The following is an 18,790-nucleotide window of genomic DNA, read 5'->3' as shown; positions in this document are numbered from 1 at the left end:
CGAGTTGCTTGAGCGAATGCCAGATTATGACGCGCGTTTATGGATGAAATATCGCTTACCGGTTTACAGCAATATTCTGTTACCAACGAAACGCGGTTTACCAAAAACGGTTCCACATTCAGGCATTATTCGCGCCGGTTCGCTTAAAATCGAATCATCATTTCGCCTGACTAAAATCTGGGAGTGTTCAGCGAGAGATTTCCTGGCGCTCAAACGTGAAGGGATTTTGCCGTTCATTCCGCTGATGAAAGGCGACGCGGAGGATTTAAGAGTCGGCGCTAAACTCCTCCGCGCTGTGAAAGACAAACAGAAGCAACGCGATTTAGGCGTACACTTTCTTATGCCGGGCGGGTTGCGTTATAATCGAGTCCGCTTGCTGGAAATGATTTTGGAGAAAGGTATGATTCCCTTACAAGAATTAAAAGAATCGAGTTTCTATCAGATGGTGCTTGAAGAAGGCGAACAAATCGGCGAGCGCGAAGGCATTGCCAAAGCGTTACTGATGCTCGTAGAGCAGAAATTTCCCGGTCTCGACATCGAAACAAAAATCGCAACTATCAACGATGCCGCCTTGCTCGAAAAACTTTTTGCGCTGGCGCTTAAAGCCAAAGACGCTGAAACGTTTTTGAAACACCTTGCCAAAATTCGCAAACAATAACGCCGGGCGATTAAACCTGCTGCGATTTTTTATTGCGTGACAAGCAAAAATTCAGAAGTTTGCTTTCAAAATCCGCTTATTATCGGCTATAATCCGGCGACTTCAGTGAAATGCGTTTTGGAAAGGTTATGAATTTAACTGGTGAATTAAGAAAATTAAATTTCAGTCAAACAGCAAAAACCTCCTCGCTGTCTGCCAAACGCTTTTCCAAAACCTGCAAACGATAGCTCTGACCGCTATTGTCAGTTGTCAGAGCCAACACATCACCGCTAAGCTTATTCACTTAATTTTCATTTCATCCGGTTCGATGGCGGCATCTAAATGCAGCTTTAATCATCAACCACTTTATAAAGAGAGAATCTATGAGTAACAAAATTCCTGTAGGCATATTGGGCGCGACCGGAGCGGTCGGACAGAAATTCGTCAAATTACTGGAAAATCATCCGTGGTTTGAAACTGCGGAACTCGCCGCCTCTGACCGTTCGGCGGGCAAAGCTTACAAAGACGCGACCCTGTGGCGACAATATTCGCCCATCCCCGATGCGCTGAAAGACAAAGAAGTAAAATCTTGTGAACCCAACCTCAATTGCAAAGTCGTCTTTTCGGGACTCGACGCTTCGGTTGCAGGCGAAGTCGAAGAGGCGTTCGCGCGCGCCGGTTACATCGTCTTGAGCAATTCAAAAAATCATCGCATGGATGAAGACGTGCCTTTGCTTGTACCCGAAGTCAATCACCAACATCTCAGCTTAATTAAAACCCAACGAGAACGGCGCGGCTGGAACGGCGCAATCGTCACCAATCCGAACTGCTCGACCATCGGCTTGGTGATGGCGATTGCGCCGCTACATCAGGCGTTCGGCGTCAACCGCTTGATCGTTTCGACGATGCAGGCGGTTTCGGGCGCGGGCTATCCGGGACTTTCGGCAATCGATATGCTCGGCAATGTGATTCCGTTTATCGGCGGCGAAGAAGACAAAGTCGAAACCGAACCGTTGAAAATCATGGGCACGTTTGATGGCGATAAAATTCGTTTTGCCGATTGCAAAATCAGCGCCCATACCAATCGCGTCTTCGTTGAAGACGGGCATATGGAATGCGTTTCCGTTGAACTCGAAAAGAAAGCCACCCCCGACGAGGTCGCAGAGGTTCTTGCCAATTTCCGTTCGTTGCCACAGGAGTTGAAATTGCCGTTTGCGCCCGCCCAACCGGTTATCGTCACCAGCGAGCGCGACCGCCCGCAACCACGCTTTGACCGCGACGCAGGCAACGGCATGAGCGCCGTTGTCGGACGCATTCGCACTTGCCCGGTGTTCGATATTCGTTTCGTCGTTTTGTCGCATAATACGGTTCGCGGCGCGGCCGGCGCGGCAATCCTCAATGCGGAAATTATGAAAGCTCAGGGAATGCTGGATTAGTAGGCAGTAGGCAGTAAGCAGTAGGCAGTTTTATTTTTGGTTTATTAAAACTTTCAATCAATATGGCAAGTCAGAATTACAGAGATTTAATAGTCTGGCAAAAAGCTATGGATTTAGTTGAAGCAGTTTATTCTGAGACGAAGAATTTTCCCAAAGAAGAGATTTATGGATTAACTAGCCAACTTCGCAGAGCAGCCATATCTATTCCGTCTAATATTGCGGAGGGGCAAGGACGCAAGTCTGCTGGAGAGTTTGCACACTTTCTCTCCATCGCTTATGGTTCTCTGCGCGAAGTCGAAACGCAAATACTGATAGCTGAAAGGCTCGGTTATTTGCCGCCACAGGCTTCACAAAACATAATCGTGCTTACATCAGAAATTGGTCGTTCAATTAACGGGCTTTCTAATTCTCTTCAAAGGTAGAAATGGTAAGAAACAATAAACTCAAAAATGAAATTGTCTACTGCCTGCTGCCTACTGCCGGCTGCCTACTGAATCTATGATAGTAATGAAATTTGGCGGCACTTCTGTGGAAGATGCCGCCTGCATCGAACGAGTCGCAGAGATTGTTAAAGCGCGGGTGGCGCTTCGCCCGACGGTCGTGGTTTCGGCAATGGGCAAGACGACGCGCAAACTTCTGCAAGCGGCAAAAGCCTCGGCGGCGGGTGATGCCAAAACCACTCTCGCCATCGTTGCCGATTTGAAAGCGCGACACGCCAGCGAAGCGCGCCAGTTGATTAAAACTCAATGGAGCGCGTTTGATTTAATCGAAAAATATTTCGCCGAGTTGAAAAAACTGCTTGAAGGGTTAGCGATTTTAGGCGAAGTGCCGCCGCGCGGTCTGGATAAAATTCTCGCCTATGGTGAATTGCTGTCGTCGGCAATCGTCGCCGATGCCTTTGCCGAACGCGGGTTAAAGACCAGACTTCTCGATGCCCGCGAACTCATCAAAACCGATGAACGATTTGGCGGCGCATCACCGATTTTTGAAATCACTAACGCCAATTTGCAGCAAGTGATTGTGCCGCTCGCGGAAGACAACACGGTAGCCGTGATCCAAGGTTTCATCGGCTCAACCCGCGAGGGCGCGACCACAACCCTCGGATTTGAAGGCTCGGATTACACCGCAGCGATCATCGGCGCGGCAATGAATGCCGATGATATTCAAATCTGGAAAGATGTTTCGGGGCTGATGACTTGCGACCCGCGCATTTATAAAGGCGCAAAAACCGTCAAGACCTGTTCGTTTACCGAAGCCGCGGCGCTCACCTATTTCGGCGCCAAGGTCTTGCATCCGAAAGCCATTCACCCGGCGGCGCGAAAAAATATTCCGGTGCATATTTACAATTCCAAAGCGCCTGAAGCGACGGGCACCGCAATCACCGAGCGCGTTCAACGCTGCGCCAATGCGATTAAATCAATCGCCTATAAACGCCCGATTACGGTGATTAACGCGACCATTGAAACCATCGGCGAAGAGGAACAAAGCTTTTTGCCGGAAGATTCACTAAAAACCATCATCAACGAAATGATTAAACACCGCGTCGCGCCGCTCATCACAGCGGTGTCGGGATTGAATATGGCTTTTGCGGTCGATAGCGTGGCGATGGATGAAACGACCGAACGTGACTTGCTCGCGGAAATTTCTAAATTCACCAACGCGACCATTGAACATGACAAAGCGATTATTTCTCTGGTTGGCACCGAGCTTAACGAAGATGCAACGCTTGCCGGTCGCGTCTTTAAAGCATTGGAAGCCGTCACAGTCAATGCGATATTGCACGGTTCATCGCCGATTATGATGAACATCGTGATGGCTGCAAGCGATGTCGAAATGGTCATTTCTAAATTGCACGAGGTTTTTTTCAGTGAACTCGACACAACAGTTTTTGAATCCTAGTTCCATTGCTGTAAAACTTGAATCTCAAATGAGCAGGTAAAAATGAAGAAGCTATTAAAATCTTATACAGGTGTTGTTTTATCACTCGCGCTGTTTTGCGGGTTGGTTTTGGCGCAATCGGGTCGTAACAATTCGCGAACCCGCATTGCTCCCAATCGTTCACGCGACCCTGAACCGCCTGTGAATACCGAGAAACCTCTGCCCCCCCCAACTCCTCCACCCGTTACACGCCCGACAACCGGCGATGCGCGCGGCTTGATTGATATGGTGAAAAAAAATACCTGGCAGGGGCTGACGCCGCTACGTTCAACGACTGCCGACGTGGCGCGAATGTTCGGCGAACCGGCGGATGCGCCGGATAGTTCGCTGGTCGGTCCATATAAAACCGAAACCGGGGTGGTGACCTTTTCTTATTTGACGGCAAGTCTGGCAAAGCTTTATCGCGCTCCGGCTGCGATGGCGAATAAAGTGTTCACCATTTATCTGAAACCGGCGACTACAATTTTTCGCGGCGATTTAAAAATTGACCGCAGTTTCAAAAAATGCGCCGAGCAGGATTCCGGCGGCTATTATTATCTGGTGAATGATGCGGGCGTTGCTTATCACATCAAAGCAAGCACCGAGCAGATTGAAACCATTATCTTTCAACCTTCGCGCCTCGAAGTGCGCAGGTTAGCCGTCAATACCGAATGCGTATTTTGATTTTCGCGGAGGCAGCATGTTACGCAAATCACTGATGATTTTTTCACTGTGTGTGATGTTTTTTTCAACCGGCATTAATGCAAACGTTTTTTCAACCCAGAGCGCAACCTGGAAACGTTACATTGCGCCCACTGAGCGCAAAGCGATTCTGGAAAAAGCTTCACGCGGCACAGGTATCATCGCCAAATTTCGCGGCGGCATCAGCGCCAAAGTCTTGTGGGTAACTGATGAAGTGGTGCGCGTATTGGTTTCCGATATGCTTGACAAAGGACAATTGAATGTCAAAGAAGCCGATTGGGAATATTTCGATTTGCGCCCGGAAAAACATTATATGTTTTACCTGTTTATCAAAGTAGGCAGCAAAAAACCCTGGGACCCATTGGATAAAAAAGCCTTCACGCTTTACAAAGAACACGACGCCGCCAATCGCATCACCGACGCCGAAGTTTACGATGCGACGTTCAAACCCCGGCTCAAAGAAGCATTGGCGACGGCGTTTGAAGTCGACAAAGGCAACCAATATGCGGCGCTGGTGCCGCGAAAAAATGCCAGCGGCAAACCCGTCATCGGCGATTTAAACGATGAAGCCAGCGCCATGTTTTCGTTGCAGGGTAAAGAGGTGATGTTGAAGTTTTCGATTAAAGAACTGGTCAAGGAATTGAAAGAGCTATGAAAATCGCACTCTTCGGTTATGGCAAAATGGGACATATGCTTGAGCAGGCAGCGGCGCGTCATCAACTCGACATTGCTTGCGTGATTGACCCGATTGTTGGCGGTCGCGGCGAACTTCGAGACGCAGACGTGTGCATCGATTTCACCCGACCCGATGTCGTAATTGAGAATTTGCAATTAGCCGCCAACGCCGGTAAATCAATAGTCATTGGCACCACCGGCTGGTATGACAAACTCAGTGAAGCGCGAATGATTGTCGAAACCGCAAACATCGGATTGGTGTACGGCTCGAACTTCAGCATCGGCGTCAACCTGATGTTCAAAATCGTCGAATACGCGGCAAAGCTTTTTAAAGATTTCGACAGCTACGACCCGTTTTTGGAAGAGGCGCATCACAAATTCAAACTGGATGCGCCATCGGGCACGGCGCTTTCATTGAAACAGCGAATCGACGAGGTATATGGCAGGTCAACGCCGACGGCAAGCACCCGCGCCGGATACATTCCCGGCACGCATACGGTCGGCTTCGATTCGGAAGTCGATACCTTGACGATTACCCACACGGCGCGCAGTCGCGCAGGTTTCGCCGAAGGCGCGATTGTTGCGGCAAAGTGGATTGAAGCGCGAAAAGGCTTCTATGAATTTCCGCAAATTTTTGGCGAACATGCTTAATTGAATCGAGAAACGAAAATGAACATACAAGACCTCAGAGGATGCGGGACGGCGCTGGTGACGCCGTTCAATAAAGATTTATCAATTAACGAAGCGGCACTCCGGGCGTTCGTTGAGTGGCAGATTGCCGAAGGCATCAATTTTCTGGTGCCCTGCGGAACCACCGGCGAAACCCCGACGCTGACGAACAGCGAACAACATCGCGTCGTTGAAATCGTTCTGGAAACTGCCGGTAAACGTGTGCCGGTGATTGCCGGGGCAGGCGGCAACAATACCGCAGCGATTATCGAAAAAGCCCGCGAATACGAACGCCTGGGCGTTGATGGGTTGTTGTCGGTGACGCCTTATTACAATAAACCGACGCAGGAAGGTTTATTCCAACATTATCGCGCCATCGCCGAGTCAACGAATTTGCCGATTATCGTTTACAACGTGCCGCCGCGCACCAATGTCAATTTATTGCCGGACACCTTGTTGCGCATCGCAGAGTTTCCCAACATCGTCGGCGTCAAAGAAGCCTCGGGCGATATTTCGCAAATCACCGACATCGCCATTCGGATGCCGGAAGATTTCCTGTTGCTGTCGGGCGATGATTCGATGACTTTGCCGCTGGTTGCCGTCGGCGGTTGCGGGTTGATTTCCGTCGCCTCGAATGAAATTCCGCGACAGATGACTCAGCTTACCAAAGCCTGCAATGATGGCGACTACGCAGAAGCGCGTCGTTTGAACGCTCAACTGATGCCGTTAATGAAAGCCAATTTTATTGAAACCAGTCCCGCGCCGGTTAAGGCGGCACTGGCGATGATGGGCAAAATCGAAGAGACCGCGCGTTTGCCGATTGTTCCGGTTAGTGAAGCGACACGTGAGAAACTCCGCAAGGTGCTGGTTGATTTGCAATTGATTTAATAGATAGCAAAACCATCAAGAACGTGGAGGCAGCACCGGTTTAAATATAGCCTCAAGTTGTCGTTCTATTCTATCAAGGCGATGTTCAACAGAATCCAACCGTTGGTCAAGGCGTTTGATCTCCGAACGAAACTCTGTCAACAGAGTATCGAACCGAGCATCAAATCGTCTTTCCATTTGCTCAAGCAGTTTTTCGGTGACTCGCTGATTTAGCCATGACGCGCCAAAGATCGCTAAAACGATGGTAACAACCGCTATCACAGATGATATGATTGCCACATTTGGATTCATATGAAGCCGATTGTAACATCAACAGAAAACCAACGCCAAACCGCTTGATTTGCAATTGATTTAATGAGGTTGAAATCGCAATGGCATTAGCTGAAAACATTCAAAGCTTATTTGAAAACCCGCCCGCGCAGTTTGGCGACGAACACTTCGCCTTATTCGATGAATTCAAAGCTGCGCTCAATCGCGGCGAAGCGCGTGCCGCTGAAAAAGTCGCTGGACAGTGGCGCGTCAATTTCTGGGTCAAGCAAGGCATCCTGCTCGGCTTTCGACTGGGGCGCATCGAAGACTTTTCCGTCAACGAAAACTTTCGCTTCTTCGACAAACACACCTACCCGTTAAAACGCATCGGCGCAGATGACGGTGTGCGCATTGTGCCGGGCGGGTCTTCGATTCGCGACGGTTGTTTCATCGCGCGCGGCGTCACCTGTATGCCGCCGATGTATGTCAATGCCGGCGCTTATGTTGACGAAGGCACGATGATTGATTCGCACGCCCTGGTTGGCTCGTGCGCGCAGGTCGGCAAGCGTGTTCATATTTCCGCAGCCGCGCAAATCGGCGGCGTGCTCGAACCCATCGGTTCAATGCCAGTGATTATTGAAGACGATGTGTTAATCGGCGGCAATTGCGGCGTCTATGAAGGCGCAATCATTCGCGAACGCGCGGTGCTGGCGGCGGGCACGATTATCACCGGCGGCACCCCGGTTTACGATCTGGTCAACGACCGTTTTTATCGCAAAACCGAAGACGCGCCGCTGGAAATTCCTGCGGGCGCGGTGGTGGTCGCGGGATCGCGTGCGGTCACAAAAGGTAAAGGTGAAGCGTTAGGGCTTTCGGTCTATATGCCGATTATCGTCAAGTATCGCGATGAAAAAACCGACGCATCGGTAAAGCTCGAAGATTTCCTGCGCTAACCGGCGGTAGCGAATTGAGCGATGAAAAAATCAATCAAGCAATTTCATTCATGGGATGTGAGTCCGAAAGAAGCCATCGCTTTACAAAACCGCTTGCGCGAACAGGTCATCATTCAACCGCTGCCGGATGATATCGAGTTGGTCGCGGGAGCCGACGTTTCATTCAACAAATATTCGCCGGTGGTTTATGCGGCATTCGTGGTATTGCAGTTGCCAGAACTCAAAGTCATTGCGACCGCAGGCGTTGAAACCAAAGTGACATTTCCCTACATTCCCGGATTGCTTTCGTTTCGTGAAGCGCCGCCGCTTCTGGAAGCCTGGGAACGTTTAGCTATGCGACCCGATGTCGTGATGTTTGACGGGCAAGGCATCGCCCATCCGCGCAGGGTCGGCATTGCTTCGCATATGGGACTGGTTTTGGGACTGCCGACCATCGGTTGCGGCAAATCTCTGCTCACCGGCAAGTATGAAGAGCCACCGGAAACCACGGGCAGTTGGTCGTTGCTTATGGACAAAGGCGAAACCATTGGCGCAGTCGTACGAACTAAAAACCGCACCAGCCCGGTCTATATTTCACCCGGGCATATGGCTGACATTCAAACCTCAATGGCTTTGACTTTGCGTTGCGTAAAAGGTTACGCAGCGGGTGAGGAAACGACCGGTAAAGCGAAAGGCAGCAAGTATCGCATACCGGAACCGACGCGGCTGGCGCACCTGTTCGTCAACGCTTTGCGACGCAATGAGGCGTGGCAACCGCCGAAAATTTAATTATGTTCAAACCGGCTGACAGAATTAAGCATGTGCAAAAGAGCGCGACGCGGCGTTTGTATGACGCTGCGCCTGCGGGGTCAATCAACCTGGGACTTGGCGAACCGGATTTCTTAACCCCCGAGGTGATTCGCCGGGAAGCGGCGCGGGTCGTTAAAGAAGAACGACTCGGTTACACGCCAAATGCCGGACTGCTGGCGTTGCGCGAACAGGTTGCCCGTTTTCATAGCGATGGCTTGAAATCGGCTATAGGAGCCGATTCTGTCTGTGTCACCAACGGCGCGGAAGAAGCTTTGTTTGCCGTGATGCTCTCGATTCTCAATCCCGGTGACGAAGCCGTTTTGCCCGACCCTGGTTTTAGCGCCTATACAACGATTGCCGAAATCGCCGGAGCGCAGGTCGTACACTACGTGATGCCTGCCGCCAAAGGTTTTCAATTTGACCGCCGAGAATTTGAAAAATCGCTTACCGATAAAACCCGTTTGGCGTTGATTGTCTCGCCATCAAATCCGACGAGCCGCGTCATCAGTCGCGCGGATTTGCAGTTCATTGCCGATACCTTGCGCGGGTCAGAGGTATACATCATTGCTGATGAAATCTACCGCGAACTCTATTTCACAGACGAGCGCCCGTCGTCGCTAGCGGAGTTTTATGACAAAACGATTATCGTTTCGGGCATGTCGAAAATGATGAGCATGACCGGCTGGCGATTGGGTTGGGCGGTTGGCGATGCGGAAGTCATACGCTATGTTACGGTGATGCACCAATACATCTCTTCCTGCGCTTCATCGGTTTCACAAAAAGCTGCGCTCGCCGCTTTTACAGATGAAGGTCGTAAGGCGACAAAAGCCATGCGCGATGAACTGAAACATCGCCGCGATGTAATAAGCGCAGCGATAGAGCGAGAACTCGGTTTACCGTATGTTGCCGGCGAAGGCGGGTTTTATGTCATGCTTGATATTTCGCGTTACGGTGAAGCCGAAGCGGTGGCGATGCGTTTGCTTGAAGAGGGTGTCATCACGGTTCCCGGCGATGCGTTCGGCAAAGAAGGGCGCGGTTACTTGCGATTATCGTATTCCATCGAACCAACGTTTATCGAAGAAGCTATTCAGCGTATGGCAAAAGGATTACAAAAATTTGCTTGAGAGCTAAAATCTCAAGCAGATTTGTCAGGCTTCTTCAAATTCAATTGAAGAGAATTTTATAATCCGTCATTCAGAGATAATGGTTTAATCTCATCTCCTTTTCACCGGTCTCATATCTTCAGGTTTCTTCATTGAGATGGCATTGCAATTGCTCGTTTAAATTTCATACTGAGTTGCAAATCCAAATGAGTATGGTTAAAGGACAAACTGCGACTGTTTATCGCGCAGATAAACATCGCCAGTCCGTCTCATGACCATCAGTCCGGTTTGCCGCTCAGGTTTAGTATCATCAATAAAGGAGATTTTAAGATGGATAAACAATTAAGCAATTTGAAAGTTGCGATTCTGGTTGAGAATGGGTTTGAGCAGGTGGAACTCACCGAACCGAAAAAGGCATTGGAAGCAGCAGGAGCGGTTACGCAAATTGTTTCACCTGCCGGAAAGAAAGTAAAAGGCTGGCAGCATACCCAGTGGGGCGATGAATTCCCTGTTGATGTCGCTTTGGATAATGCGCGTTCAGATGAGTTTGACGCCTTATTATTGCCTGGCGGCGTCATCAATCCCGATAAACTGCGCATCACGCCACGCGCTATTGCTTTCATTAAAGAATTTTTTGACGCAGGCAAACCGGTTGCGGCGATTTGTCATGGTCCCTGCCTGTTGATTGATGCAGGCGCAGCCAAAGGGCGCACCCTTACCTCCTGGCATTCGATTAAAACCGATTTGCTGAATGCGGGAGCTAAATGGGTTGATCGGGATGTCGTCAATGAAAACGGACTGGTGACCAGTCGCAAACCCGATGATATTCCGGCATTCAATCGAGAAATGATTTCGTTATTCAGTCAACAAACCCATCGCCAGAGTAAATTTGCCGAGCGCACCGGCAGAACGTAACTTTTTCACATCTCGTGTGTAGAGATTACCGGGCGCAAAGTTAGGTGTCGGCTCTCGCTTTGCGCCCGACATCAATTTGAAAGAAAAACAACAATTGTTTTGCTCTGTTTAGGGTTATCAATCCGGTATCACAATCGGCGAAGTTTAATATCCTGCGTGCAATGGCAAACGCCTTGTGAGTCTTTTTCAAGCGGGCGGATAGAAAAAACGCTGTCTTCCTGTTTGGCGCGTTCGCGTATCCCTGCATCAACGAAAGCATCGTTCTCAAAAACCATTGCAAATATTTTTCTTTGTAGCCTTCGCTCTGCGCTACGTAATGAATATGCGCGAGAACATATGTGCTGGGGTAATTATCCGGTTTGATAATGATGTATGCATAAAGAGCTTGCGCATCGGGCGCAATGAAAAGTGTGGCTTACGATAGCAATTTGAAGTTGTAGATTTTGTCTGGCAATCTTCTTCCTCCAATTCAGAACAAACAGGCGGATATGCCGCCTCTGCTAATTCAGTTTAAGGACATTTTATCTTGTCGCAAAAAGATGCGAGTAAAACCTTTCGTCAGTTGGAAAATCCACCGCATCAACCATCCGGTGAGCATTTGCGCAGCGTGGTTTTCCGGGGGTGTTTGGCGGTACTGGTCAGCGTACCGCTCATCTTCAGCACCTCTCTCTATAGCATCATGGTATTGCCTAAATTTATTGCCTTACTGCTGGGAGCCGCGATTCTATTTTTGGCGCTGACGCTTTTTATGGCTTTGAGTCATCATCCGCTCAACCACTTCGCAGCACTCAAATCAAAACATCTTCTTTTCGCCCTGCTCTATCTTGCGGCGATTGCGGTTTCCACTTATTTCGGGGTGTCGCCGCGCACGGCATTTTTCGGCAGCTATGAAAAACAGATGGGGCTGCTGACCTATGTCTGTTTTTTCATCTGTTTTATAGGGATTATTGTCGCTCTTAACCGTTGTCAGGCGCGTTTGGAGATGATGGCATGGGCGATGTTTTTAACCGGAGCGCTCATCGCCATTTATGCCATTGTCCAGTTTGTGGGCAATGACCCTTTTCTATCTGCGACCACTTATACCTTTGCTTCACCTCAAGGAGATATTGTGCGTGTACCCGGCACGCTCGGTCATGCAAACTATCTGGGCAACTTTTTGCTCTACACAACCCCATTAGGCGTAAGTCTGGCATTCCTGTCTAATGGAAGCCTTCGGCGAATTGCCATGATCGCAACCGGGCTTTCGATTGCGGCAATCATTTGTAGCGGAACAAGGGGCGCGTGGTTGGGGTTGTTGGGCGCAAGCCTGACTTTAATCTGGATAGGAAAAAAGAACCGGCAAGCACGATTGCCGGTTGTCGGGAAACGGCAATTGGTGAGCCTTGCCATCGCTTCCATTACTATTCTGCTGGGCGTTTTAGCCATTGCCTTGAGTCCGAAAGGGCAAAGTGTAACCGCGCGGTTGCGTTCATTCGCAATGGACGGCTTGACCGGTTCAGGACGCACAATTTTGTGGCACGATGCCTTCAAAGCTGTTCCCCACTATGCCATCACCGGGTGTGGCCCGGAAGGTTTCCGTAAAGCTTTTCTAGTTTACAAATCCACAGCGCTGGCATTAAATGCTCCGCAAATAAACAATGAAAGTTCGCATAATGCTTATCTGGACGCGGTAATCTCATACGGTCTGGCAGGAGCGATATTTTATCTGGCATTTATTGTCTCGGCATTTCAGCTTTTGTACCGCGCCTATCGGGGTGCTCCCAACCGGCAAGTGAAATTTCTCAGCGCCGGAATGCTTGCCGCACTGGTTGGCGTGTCAACGCATAATTTTTTTATTTATGAACAAATTCCCACGGGGTTATATTTTTTCGTCTTCATGGCGCTGGCGCTGGCAACCGCGCAACTTGCCGGCGTGCAAGATGATAAAGATGACGCGCCAGACGCCGGACTTGGCGCTGGACCAGCAACCATTATTGCGCAACCTGAAACGGCGAACAGGTTCAGTTTTTCTCCCTCAACACCCACAAAAAGGCTTTGGATTTATGTGAGTCGCTTGCTGCTCGCAGCAGGGATTATTTTTCTGGCGCTCGCTGTCTGGTACGCAATCGGCGCTGCTCGTTCCGACCAGGCGATCAAACAGGCGTTTCAGGCAGTCATCGCCAAAGATTTATCCGGTTTAATGAGAAACGGCGAACAGGCGACCCAGGGCGTCAATCCTGTCAATGCTTATGACTATCTCTTTGCGCAGTCATTGTCACAATATATCAGTAGCGTGTCGCGCCAAGCGATTCCCGATGACGGAACCGGCAAACAGCGCGCCACACTTTCAGGCGAGGCTTCTGAAACCGTAGAAACCGGCATCCGCCATGCTGAAAAATCGCTTGCTTGTACGCTCACGCCGGAATCGAATTATGTGTTGCTCGCTAATCTGGCGATGCAGGCTGGAGATAAAGAGCGATTGCTCAGTTTTGCCGAACAGGCAATCAACTGGGACGCGAATTTTTATAGTAGCCACTTGATGATGGCTGAGGCTTGGCTTGCTAATGATGATCGGGAGAGAGCCGCCGAAGAAGCCGAAATCGCCATCAGGTTAAATCCATCATCCGCCGAAGCCAGATCGGCATTGATACGAGCGCGCAACGGTCAGCTAAATATCGCGATGCAGGATTGGTTAAAGCGGGCGCACAGGGCAGAAAGAAAAGGCAGATTTACTGATGCCAAAGAGTGGTTAGCGCAGGCGCTCAGCGCAGGCAGTTGCCCGGCTTGTCACCAACTTCTGGCTGCAATTTATGAAAAAGAGCAGCAGTATCGGGCAGCAATAAAAGAATGGGAAGTATTGGCACACGAACCTCAACAAGAGGTCTCGACTTCAGAAATAACCGCGCATATTGAATTTTTAAAACTAAAACTTGCCACGGAAAAATGAAAACCGGCTGCCAGATTCTGGATAAGCAGGTCTGGCAACCGATTAAACTGTTGGCTCTGACAACGGCGCGGGAACGGCTGGCGATAATTTGCTAACCCTTTGTCGCCCGCGCCTTAACTTGCCGTTGACATCATCTCACTGACTACTTCTCGACACTTGCACAACCGCTACAAACATCATTCGTGGTATTTCTGGAAGCGATGGTACGTACGATTGTGGCGGGGCCGGATTGCGCCGAAGCACTGCCTCTTTTCTGAGTGTCGTCGTAATAAGCCAATACCCGGCGATTAGAAGTAAAATGTTGAAGGGTCAGCGTTGAACCTTTTATCGTGACGCTCCCGGTTCCTTGCAGGGAAAAGTTATCCCCGCTGAAACAATAGAACCCTGTCGTTGTATCTATGGAGATGGTATTGCCATTAGAATCATCCTGAAGGCAAACCATCTGAAAGGATGGGGAAGGACTCGTGCCTGAAATTGCCAACAAATTACCGGCGGCATTGGCAGCTTTAACCGAAGCGCTCTGTGTGGGTGAAGCTTGCCAGGCAGCTATCACTATCCATACCAGAAAACATCCAAGCACGATTTCCAAACTCATCATACCGCCTTGTTTTACTTTTTTTATCACTTTGCTCATTGCTCTTCTCCTCTTCATAGAAAATTGTTGGATTGATCCGACTTGAGAACATTTTGATTGTGGGCGACCAGATTTGTCGGTGAAACGCTGATTGCCACACGATTTTAGTGAGGGCTACAGACTGCAACGGACAACTTTTCTTAGACACAACTCCTCTTCGGAAGCTAGCGAATCGGGCAAAATTTTAAAAATAACCTATATTAAACGTTAATTTGATTAACAGGTGGAAATCATACCGCCACATAGTATATTCTCCAAAATCTACTGTCAATTGTATAACCCTTTTGCCTTTGGATTAATTTGTAAGAATCGCAAGCGTTCTCGATTTCAAGAGAGCGCCAGGCAGTGAAACCTGGCGACCAAGATGAAATGGCTGCTGATTTCTCAAGGTTCGGTAATGAGCCTGACGCACAAAAAACTGAACCTGTATGGTCGTGAGGTTAACAATCAAATTACCTGAAAAACCTGAATGGATTGAATATGAACAATAAAAACATTCCTTCCCTTCCCCAACGCTTGAAACCTGTGTTGTATCTTCTCTGGCTTGGGTTACTGGGAATCTCTGCGCTTGCTATAGATTATCCAACTCATCCGCTTGACCCGCTCAGCCGTGAAGAGATTGCTGCGACCGTTGAAGTCTTGAAAGCCGCGGGAAAAGTGACAAATGACAGTCGCTATTCAACCATTGTGTTGAACGAACCGCCAAAATCCGAAGTCCTCAATTTTAAAGCAGGCGATCAGTTCAGACGCGAAGCCTTCGTGGTCATTTATGAACGCGCGCCGAATAAAACTTTTGAAGCCATCGTTGACCTCAATAAAAAATCGCTGGCGTCGTGGAAGGAAGTTCCGGGCGTGCAACCGATGTTTCTGGTCGAAGATTTTCTATTGACTCAGGAAATCGTTCGCAACGACCCTGAGTGGCAGGCGGCAATGCGCAAGCGCGGCATTTCGGATTTTAAAAACGTGCAGATTGATGCCTGGTCGGCAGGTTTTTTTGGAACCGATGAAGCGCAAGATGCGCGCGTCGCCCGCGCCATCTCTTATTACAACGCCGGAACCAAAAATGCCTATGCGCGCCCCATCGAAGGCGTCATCGCTTATGTCAATTTGAATACTAAAAAAGTTTATCGTTTAGTTGATGCGGGCGTCGTTCCGGTGCCGAAAGAGACCGGCGAGATGGATATGAAAGCCGTCGGCAAACTTCGCGAAGCCCCCAAGCCTTTAACCATCGTGCAACCCGAAGGCGCAAGTTTTCAGGTAAACGGCAACGAAGTGCGCTGGCAGAAATGGCGCTTTCGTTACGGGATGCACCCGCGCGAAGGGTTGGTGCTTTACACAGTCGGTTACGAAGACCAGGGCAAAGCGCGTCCGATTCTTTATCGCGCCGGGCTTTCGGAAATGGTCGTGCCTTATGGCGATGCGCGCGCCGGTTGGTTTTTCCGCAACGCTGTGGATGAAGGCGAATATGGCATCGGACGTCTGGCATTATCGCTTGAAGCGAAAACCGATTACCCGGACAATGCCACGTTATTCAACGCGGTCTTTGCGCAAGATAACGGCGCGGCGGTTCCGCTGCCTCGCGCCGTGGCGCTTTATGAACGCGATGGCGGCGTGCTCTGGAAACATGTCGATTATACGACCTTGCCGTTTGTGCATAACGAATCGCGTCGGGCGCGGCAGTTGGTGATTTCGTGGTTTGCCAATGTCGGCAATTACGAATATGGATTCAACTGGGTTTTTCATCAGGATGGCGTGCTGGAAATGGAAGTGCAACTCACAGGAATTATGGCGGCGCGTGGCATTGCCGAAGACGAAAACAACGGACATCATTTCACCAACGGGCACAAAGTTGCGCCGCAGGTTGAAGCGGTTCATCATCAACACTTTTTCAATTTCCGTCTGGATTTCGATGTCGATGGCACCGAAAACAGCATCGTTGAAATGAACACCCAGGCAAGCCCCGCCGGGAAAAATAATCCTTACAATAATGCCTTTACCATGCAGGAAACGCTGCTGCGCACCGAGTTGCAGGCGCAACGACAGATGAGTTTAGCCAATAGTCGCAAATGGAAAATCATCAATCCCTCGAATAAAAACACGCTTGGCGAGCCGACCGGTTACCTGCTTTTTCCTGGGGAAAACTCCCTTCCCTATGCGGCGTCGACTTCGTCGGTGAGAAAACGCGCGGGCTTTATGAATGCCCATCTATGGGCAACGGCTTATGCCAAGGATGAACTCTATGCCGCCGGGTATTACATCAATCAGAGCAAAGGCGGCGAAGGGTTACCGAAATGGACAAAAGCCAATCGCCCGCTTGAAAACCGGGATTTGGTGGTGTGGTACACGCTTGGCGTCACCCACATTCCGCGACCGGAAGAGTGGCCGGTGATGACGGTTCACAAAGCCACATTCAAATTGATGCCGAGCGGTTTTTTCGTAAAGAATCCGGCGCTCGACGTGCCGAAATAGATGATTTAATTCATCTCAACCGGTGGTGTATAGTTACGCTGAGAGGATTTAAATTATGGCAACCATCAAAGCGGATTTGTCGCTAAAAAAATCGCTATTGGAACAAGTGGAAGCGACGGCGCGGGAGATGAAAGTATCGCGCAGCCGTTTGTTGCTGATGGCTCTGGAAGAATTCATCCAACGCTATCAAAACCGAAAACTGCTCGAAAAAATCAATGCCGCGTATGAAGGCGATGCCGATGAATCGGAACCATTACAACTTCGCCAAATGCGAAGCCATCGTTTCTCAAATTCTGACGCTGGATAAATCGCTTTTGGATGAATATATCGGCAACCTTTCGCCAAAACGTATAGAACAGATTTTGAACGGCATCAAACTTCTGACAGAGCCTCGCGATATAGATTAAAAGCCGAACCTTTTGTAAAAATTTGTCAATTGCTTGTGGGAATAAACTCACGCGGATAGTATTTTACCTAACGGACTACAACTCAAATTTTCGGAGGAATCAAAAAGCATGCGATTGAACAAAATCTTTTCATTGATTGCGATATTGTGTTTGGCGATTGCCGCTTGCGCGCAAGGCGGCAATGACCGTGGCAAAGCCGAAGTCGCTATCAAAGGCAAAACCATTTCCATCGATTACGGTCGCCCGGAACTCAAAGGACGCGACCTGTTATCGCTGGCACCGGTCGGAACCGTCTGGCGACTCGGCAAAAATCAGGCGACACAAATTGAAACCACCGCCGAACTCGAGGTTGCGGGAACCAAAGTTGCGCCCGGCAAATATTCATTGTGGGCTAAAAAAGTAAGCGACAGCGAGTGGCATCTCTGCTTTCATCCCAAGACCGGCATCTGGGGACTACCGGTGCAAAAAGAGGGCTATGTTGCTGAATTGCCGTTGAAACAATCAGCCGGTGGAAGTTCGGTTGAACTCTTTACCATCGCGCTTGCGGATAACAAAGGTAAAGCGAACGTCAGTATTCAATGGGGAACGATGGTGTTAAGCGGCGACATCGGAGTGAAATAATTTTTTAATAAAGCTGTTCTTGAACGCTGTGAAGGCTATCCCTCGTGGTAGCCTTTTTTCATAACCAATGATTCACGGCAACCAATGGCAATTGCTCGAACATCTTCATTGGTGAGTTTGAAAGGAGCCATGATGAATAAAGCGCGTTTGGTTTTCTTCACGATAATAACTTTTGCTCTGTTTTCCTCATTCATCCTTGCTGCAACCAAGCCCATCCAAAAGCAACACACCGATGTTCAGGCGCGTTATTTCTATTCGGCAGAAACCGTTTACCGGTTGATCGAAATTGACGGGTTAAAACTCAAAGTAACGACTTTCAAAGACGCCGATAAAAAATGCCAAAACTGGATTGAGCAACGTCCCTGCTGGACGGAAAAAGATTTGGTCACCAAAGAAACCAAACTGACCAAAAAAGACCTCACCGCACTCACAAATCTCATCAATCAATCGGAATTTCTGCTGCTTGAAAAAACTTACGGCGGCGCACCGCAGGGACAGCGGTTTTACCCGGAAACCATCCGAGTCAAACTCGGCGAAGTGCAACACGAAGTCACTTATCAAAGTTTTCCCGAAGCCAAGCCGCGACCGGAAGCATTCATCAAAGTTGCAAAATGGCTGGAAACTATTGCCAGGCGAAAAACCAACCGCTAATCATCAGTCGATATTTTTCATCAGTCGCGAAAGCCTGAAAAGATAACCGCCTCAGAGAATCAATTTTCCACCTTGCACAAGCTGAATGAAATGAGCGATAAAATAAGGGCATTCCTTCATCATTTTCCTTATGAATCGACAAGACCGGC

General features: G+C 49.3%; 19 protein-coding genes. 17 read left to right on the top strand and 2 right to left on the bottom strand.

All coding sequences use genetic code 11. The annotated features are described in order from the left end of the window. Window positions 1-16 precede the first annotated feature (16 nt). The 12 genes from AB1757_00645 (at window position 17) to AB1757_00590 (ending at window position 10,933) form a co-directional block, all read left to right on the top strand. Window positions 17-658 carry a hypothetical protein gene (locus tag AB1757_00645; GenBank protein ID MEW6125541.1) on the top strand — a complete coding sequence of 214 codons (642 nt, stop codon included), beginning with the start codon at window positions 17-19 and terminating at the stop codon, window positions 656-658. A gap of 362 nt (window positions 659-1,020) precedes the next feature. Next, entirely contained in the window at window positions 1,021-2,073 is a 1,053-nt protein-coding gene (gene asd, locus AB1757_00640) for an aspartate-semialdehyde dehydrogenase (GenBank protein MEW6125540.1), read from the top strand. A gap of 62 nt (window positions 2,074-2,135) precedes the next feature. Continuing rightward, complete coding sequence (locus tag AB1757_00635) at window positions 2,136-2,495, top strand: four helix bundle protein (GenBank protein ID MEW6125539.1); 360 nt, start codon at window positions 2,136-2,138, stop codon at window positions 2,493-2,495. A gap of 76 nt (window positions 2,496-2,571) precedes the next feature. Next, the gene (locus AB1757_00630) at window positions 2,572-3,972 is read left to right on the top strand and encodes an aspartate kinase (protein MEW6125538.1); all 1,401 of its coding nucleotides are present in this window, start codon (window positions 2,572-2,574) and stop codon (window positions 3,970-3,972) included. Between the two features lie 42 nt (window positions 3,973-4,014). Beyond that, on the top strand, window positions 4,015-4,674 hold the full coding sequence (locus tag AB1757_00625) for a hypothetical protein (GenBank protein MEW6125537.1): 660 nt from the start codon (window positions 4,015-4,017) through the stop codon (window positions 4,672-4,674). A 16-nt stretch (window positions 4,675-4,690) separates the two neighbouring features. Beyond that, window positions 4,691-5,347 (top strand): hypothetical protein, encoded by a 657-nt coding sequence (locus AB1757_00620; GenBank protein MEW6125536.1) that lies wholly within the window; start codon window positions 4,691-4,693, stop codon window positions 5,345-5,347. Further along, window positions 5,344-6,018 carry a dihydrodipicolinate reductase C-terminal domain-containing protein gene (locus tag AB1757_00615; GenBank protein MEW6125535.1) on the top strand — a complete coding sequence of 225 codons (675 nt, stop codon included), beginning with the start codon at window positions 5,344-5,346 and terminating at the stop codon, window positions 6,016-6,018. Before AB1757_00620 ends, AB1757_00615 begins: the two co-directional genes overlap by 4 nt. A gap of 18 nt (window positions 6,019-6,036) precedes the next feature. Continuing rightward, window positions 6,037-6,924: a 4-hydroxy-tetrahydrodipicolinate synthase gene (dapA, locus tag AB1757_00610; protein ID MEW6125534.1), complete on the top strand. Its 888-nt coding sequence runs from the start codon at window positions 6,037-6,039 to the stop codon at window positions 6,922-6,924. A gap of 371 nt (window positions 6,925-7,295) precedes the next feature. Continuing rightward, a complete protein-coding gene (locus tag AB1757_00605; protein MEW6125533.1) occupies window positions 7,296-8,126 on the top strand; it encodes a 2,3,4,5-tetrahydropyridine-2,6-dicarboxylate N-succinyltransferase in 831 nt (276 codons plus the stop codon). Window positions 8,127-8,147: 21 nt separating this feature from the next. Continuing rightward, window positions 8,148-8,894, top strand: coding sequence for a deoxyribonuclease V (gene nfi, locus AB1757_00600; GenBank protein MEW6125532.1), 747 nt, complete (start codon window positions 8,148-8,150; stop codon window positions 8,892-8,894). Window positions 8,895-8,896: 2 nt separating this feature from the next. Further along, a complete protein-coding gene (locus tag AB1757_00595; protein MEW6125531.1) occupies window positions 8,897-10,039 on the top strand; it encodes a pyridoxal phosphate-dependent aminotransferase in 1,143 nt (380 codons plus the stop codon). A gap of 309 nt (window positions 10,040-10,348) precedes the next feature. Then, a complete protein-coding gene (locus AB1757_00590) occupies window positions 10,349-10,933 on the top strand; it encodes a type 1 glutamine amidotransferase domain-containing protein (protein ID MEW6125530.1) in 585 nt (194 codons plus the stop codon). A 128-nt stretch (window positions 10,934-11,061) separates the two neighbouring features. Here AB1757_00590 and AB1757_00585 read toward each other — a convergent pair whose 3' ends face one another. Further along, the gene (locus tag AB1757_00585) at window positions 11,062-11,208 is read right to left on the bottom strand and encodes a hypothetical protein (GenBank protein ID MEW6125529.1); all 147 of its coding nucleotides are present in this window, start codon (window positions 11,206-11,208) and stop codon (window positions 11,062-11,064) included. A 251-nt stretch (window positions 11,209-11,459) separates the two neighbouring features. Here AB1757_00585 and AB1757_00580 point away from each other — a divergent pair, with 251 nt between their 5' ends. Beyond that, window positions 11,460-13,859: an O-antigen ligase family protein gene (locus AB1757_00580; GenBank protein ID MEW6125528.1), complete on the top strand. Its 2,400-nt coding sequence runs from the start codon at window positions 11,460-11,462 to the stop codon at window positions 13,857-13,859. Between the two features lie 142 nt (window positions 13,860-14,001). Here AB1757_00580 and AB1757_00575 read toward each other — a convergent pair whose 3' ends face one another. Then, window positions 14,002-14,493 carry a hypothetical protein gene (locus AB1757_00575; GenBank protein ID MEW6125527.1) on the bottom strand — a complete coding sequence of 164 codons (492 nt, stop codon included), beginning with the start codon at window positions 14,491-14,493 and terminating at the stop codon, window positions 14,002-14,004. Between the two features lie 480 nt (window positions 14,494-14,973). On the opposite strand from AB1757_00575, the gene AB1757_00570 reads away from it, so the two are divergent. From AB1757_00570 to AB1757_00555, 4 genes are all read left to right on the top strand, one after another. After that, on the top strand, window positions 14,974-16,962 hold the full coding sequence (locus tag AB1757_00570; protein ID MEW6125526.1) for a primary-amine oxidase: 1,989 nt from the start codon (window positions 14,974-14,976) through the stop codon (window positions 16,960-16,962). Window positions 16,963-17,017: 55 nt separating this feature from the next. Beyond that, the gene (locus tag AB1757_00565; GenBank protein ID MEW6125525.1) at window positions 17,018-17,269 is read left to right on the top strand and encodes a hypothetical protein; all 252 of its coding nucleotides are present in this window, start codon (window positions 17,018-17,020) and stop codon (window positions 17,267-17,269) included. 208 nt (window positions 17,270-17,477) lie between these two features. Continuing rightward, entirely contained in the window at window positions 17,478-17,990 is a 513-nt protein-coding gene (locus AB1757_00560; protein ID MEW6125524.1) for a DUF2911 domain-containing protein, read from the top strand. Window positions 17,991-18,119: 129 nt separating this feature from the next. Continuing rightward, window positions 18,120-18,641: a hypothetical protein gene (locus AB1757_00555; GenBank protein ID MEW6125523.1), complete on the top strand. Its 522-nt coding sequence runs from the start codon at window positions 18,120-18,122 to the stop codon at window positions 18,639-18,641. The last annotated feature ends 149 nt before the right edge of the window (window positions 18,642-18,790 follow it).

This window comes from Acidobacteriota bacterium (assembly GCA_040754075.1).
In the GTDB taxonomy this organism is placed as follows: domain Bacteria; phylum Acidobacteriota; class Blastocatellia; order UBA7656; family UBA7656; genus JBFMDH01.
This window is presented reverse-complemented; position numbering and strand designations above follow the sequence as displayed.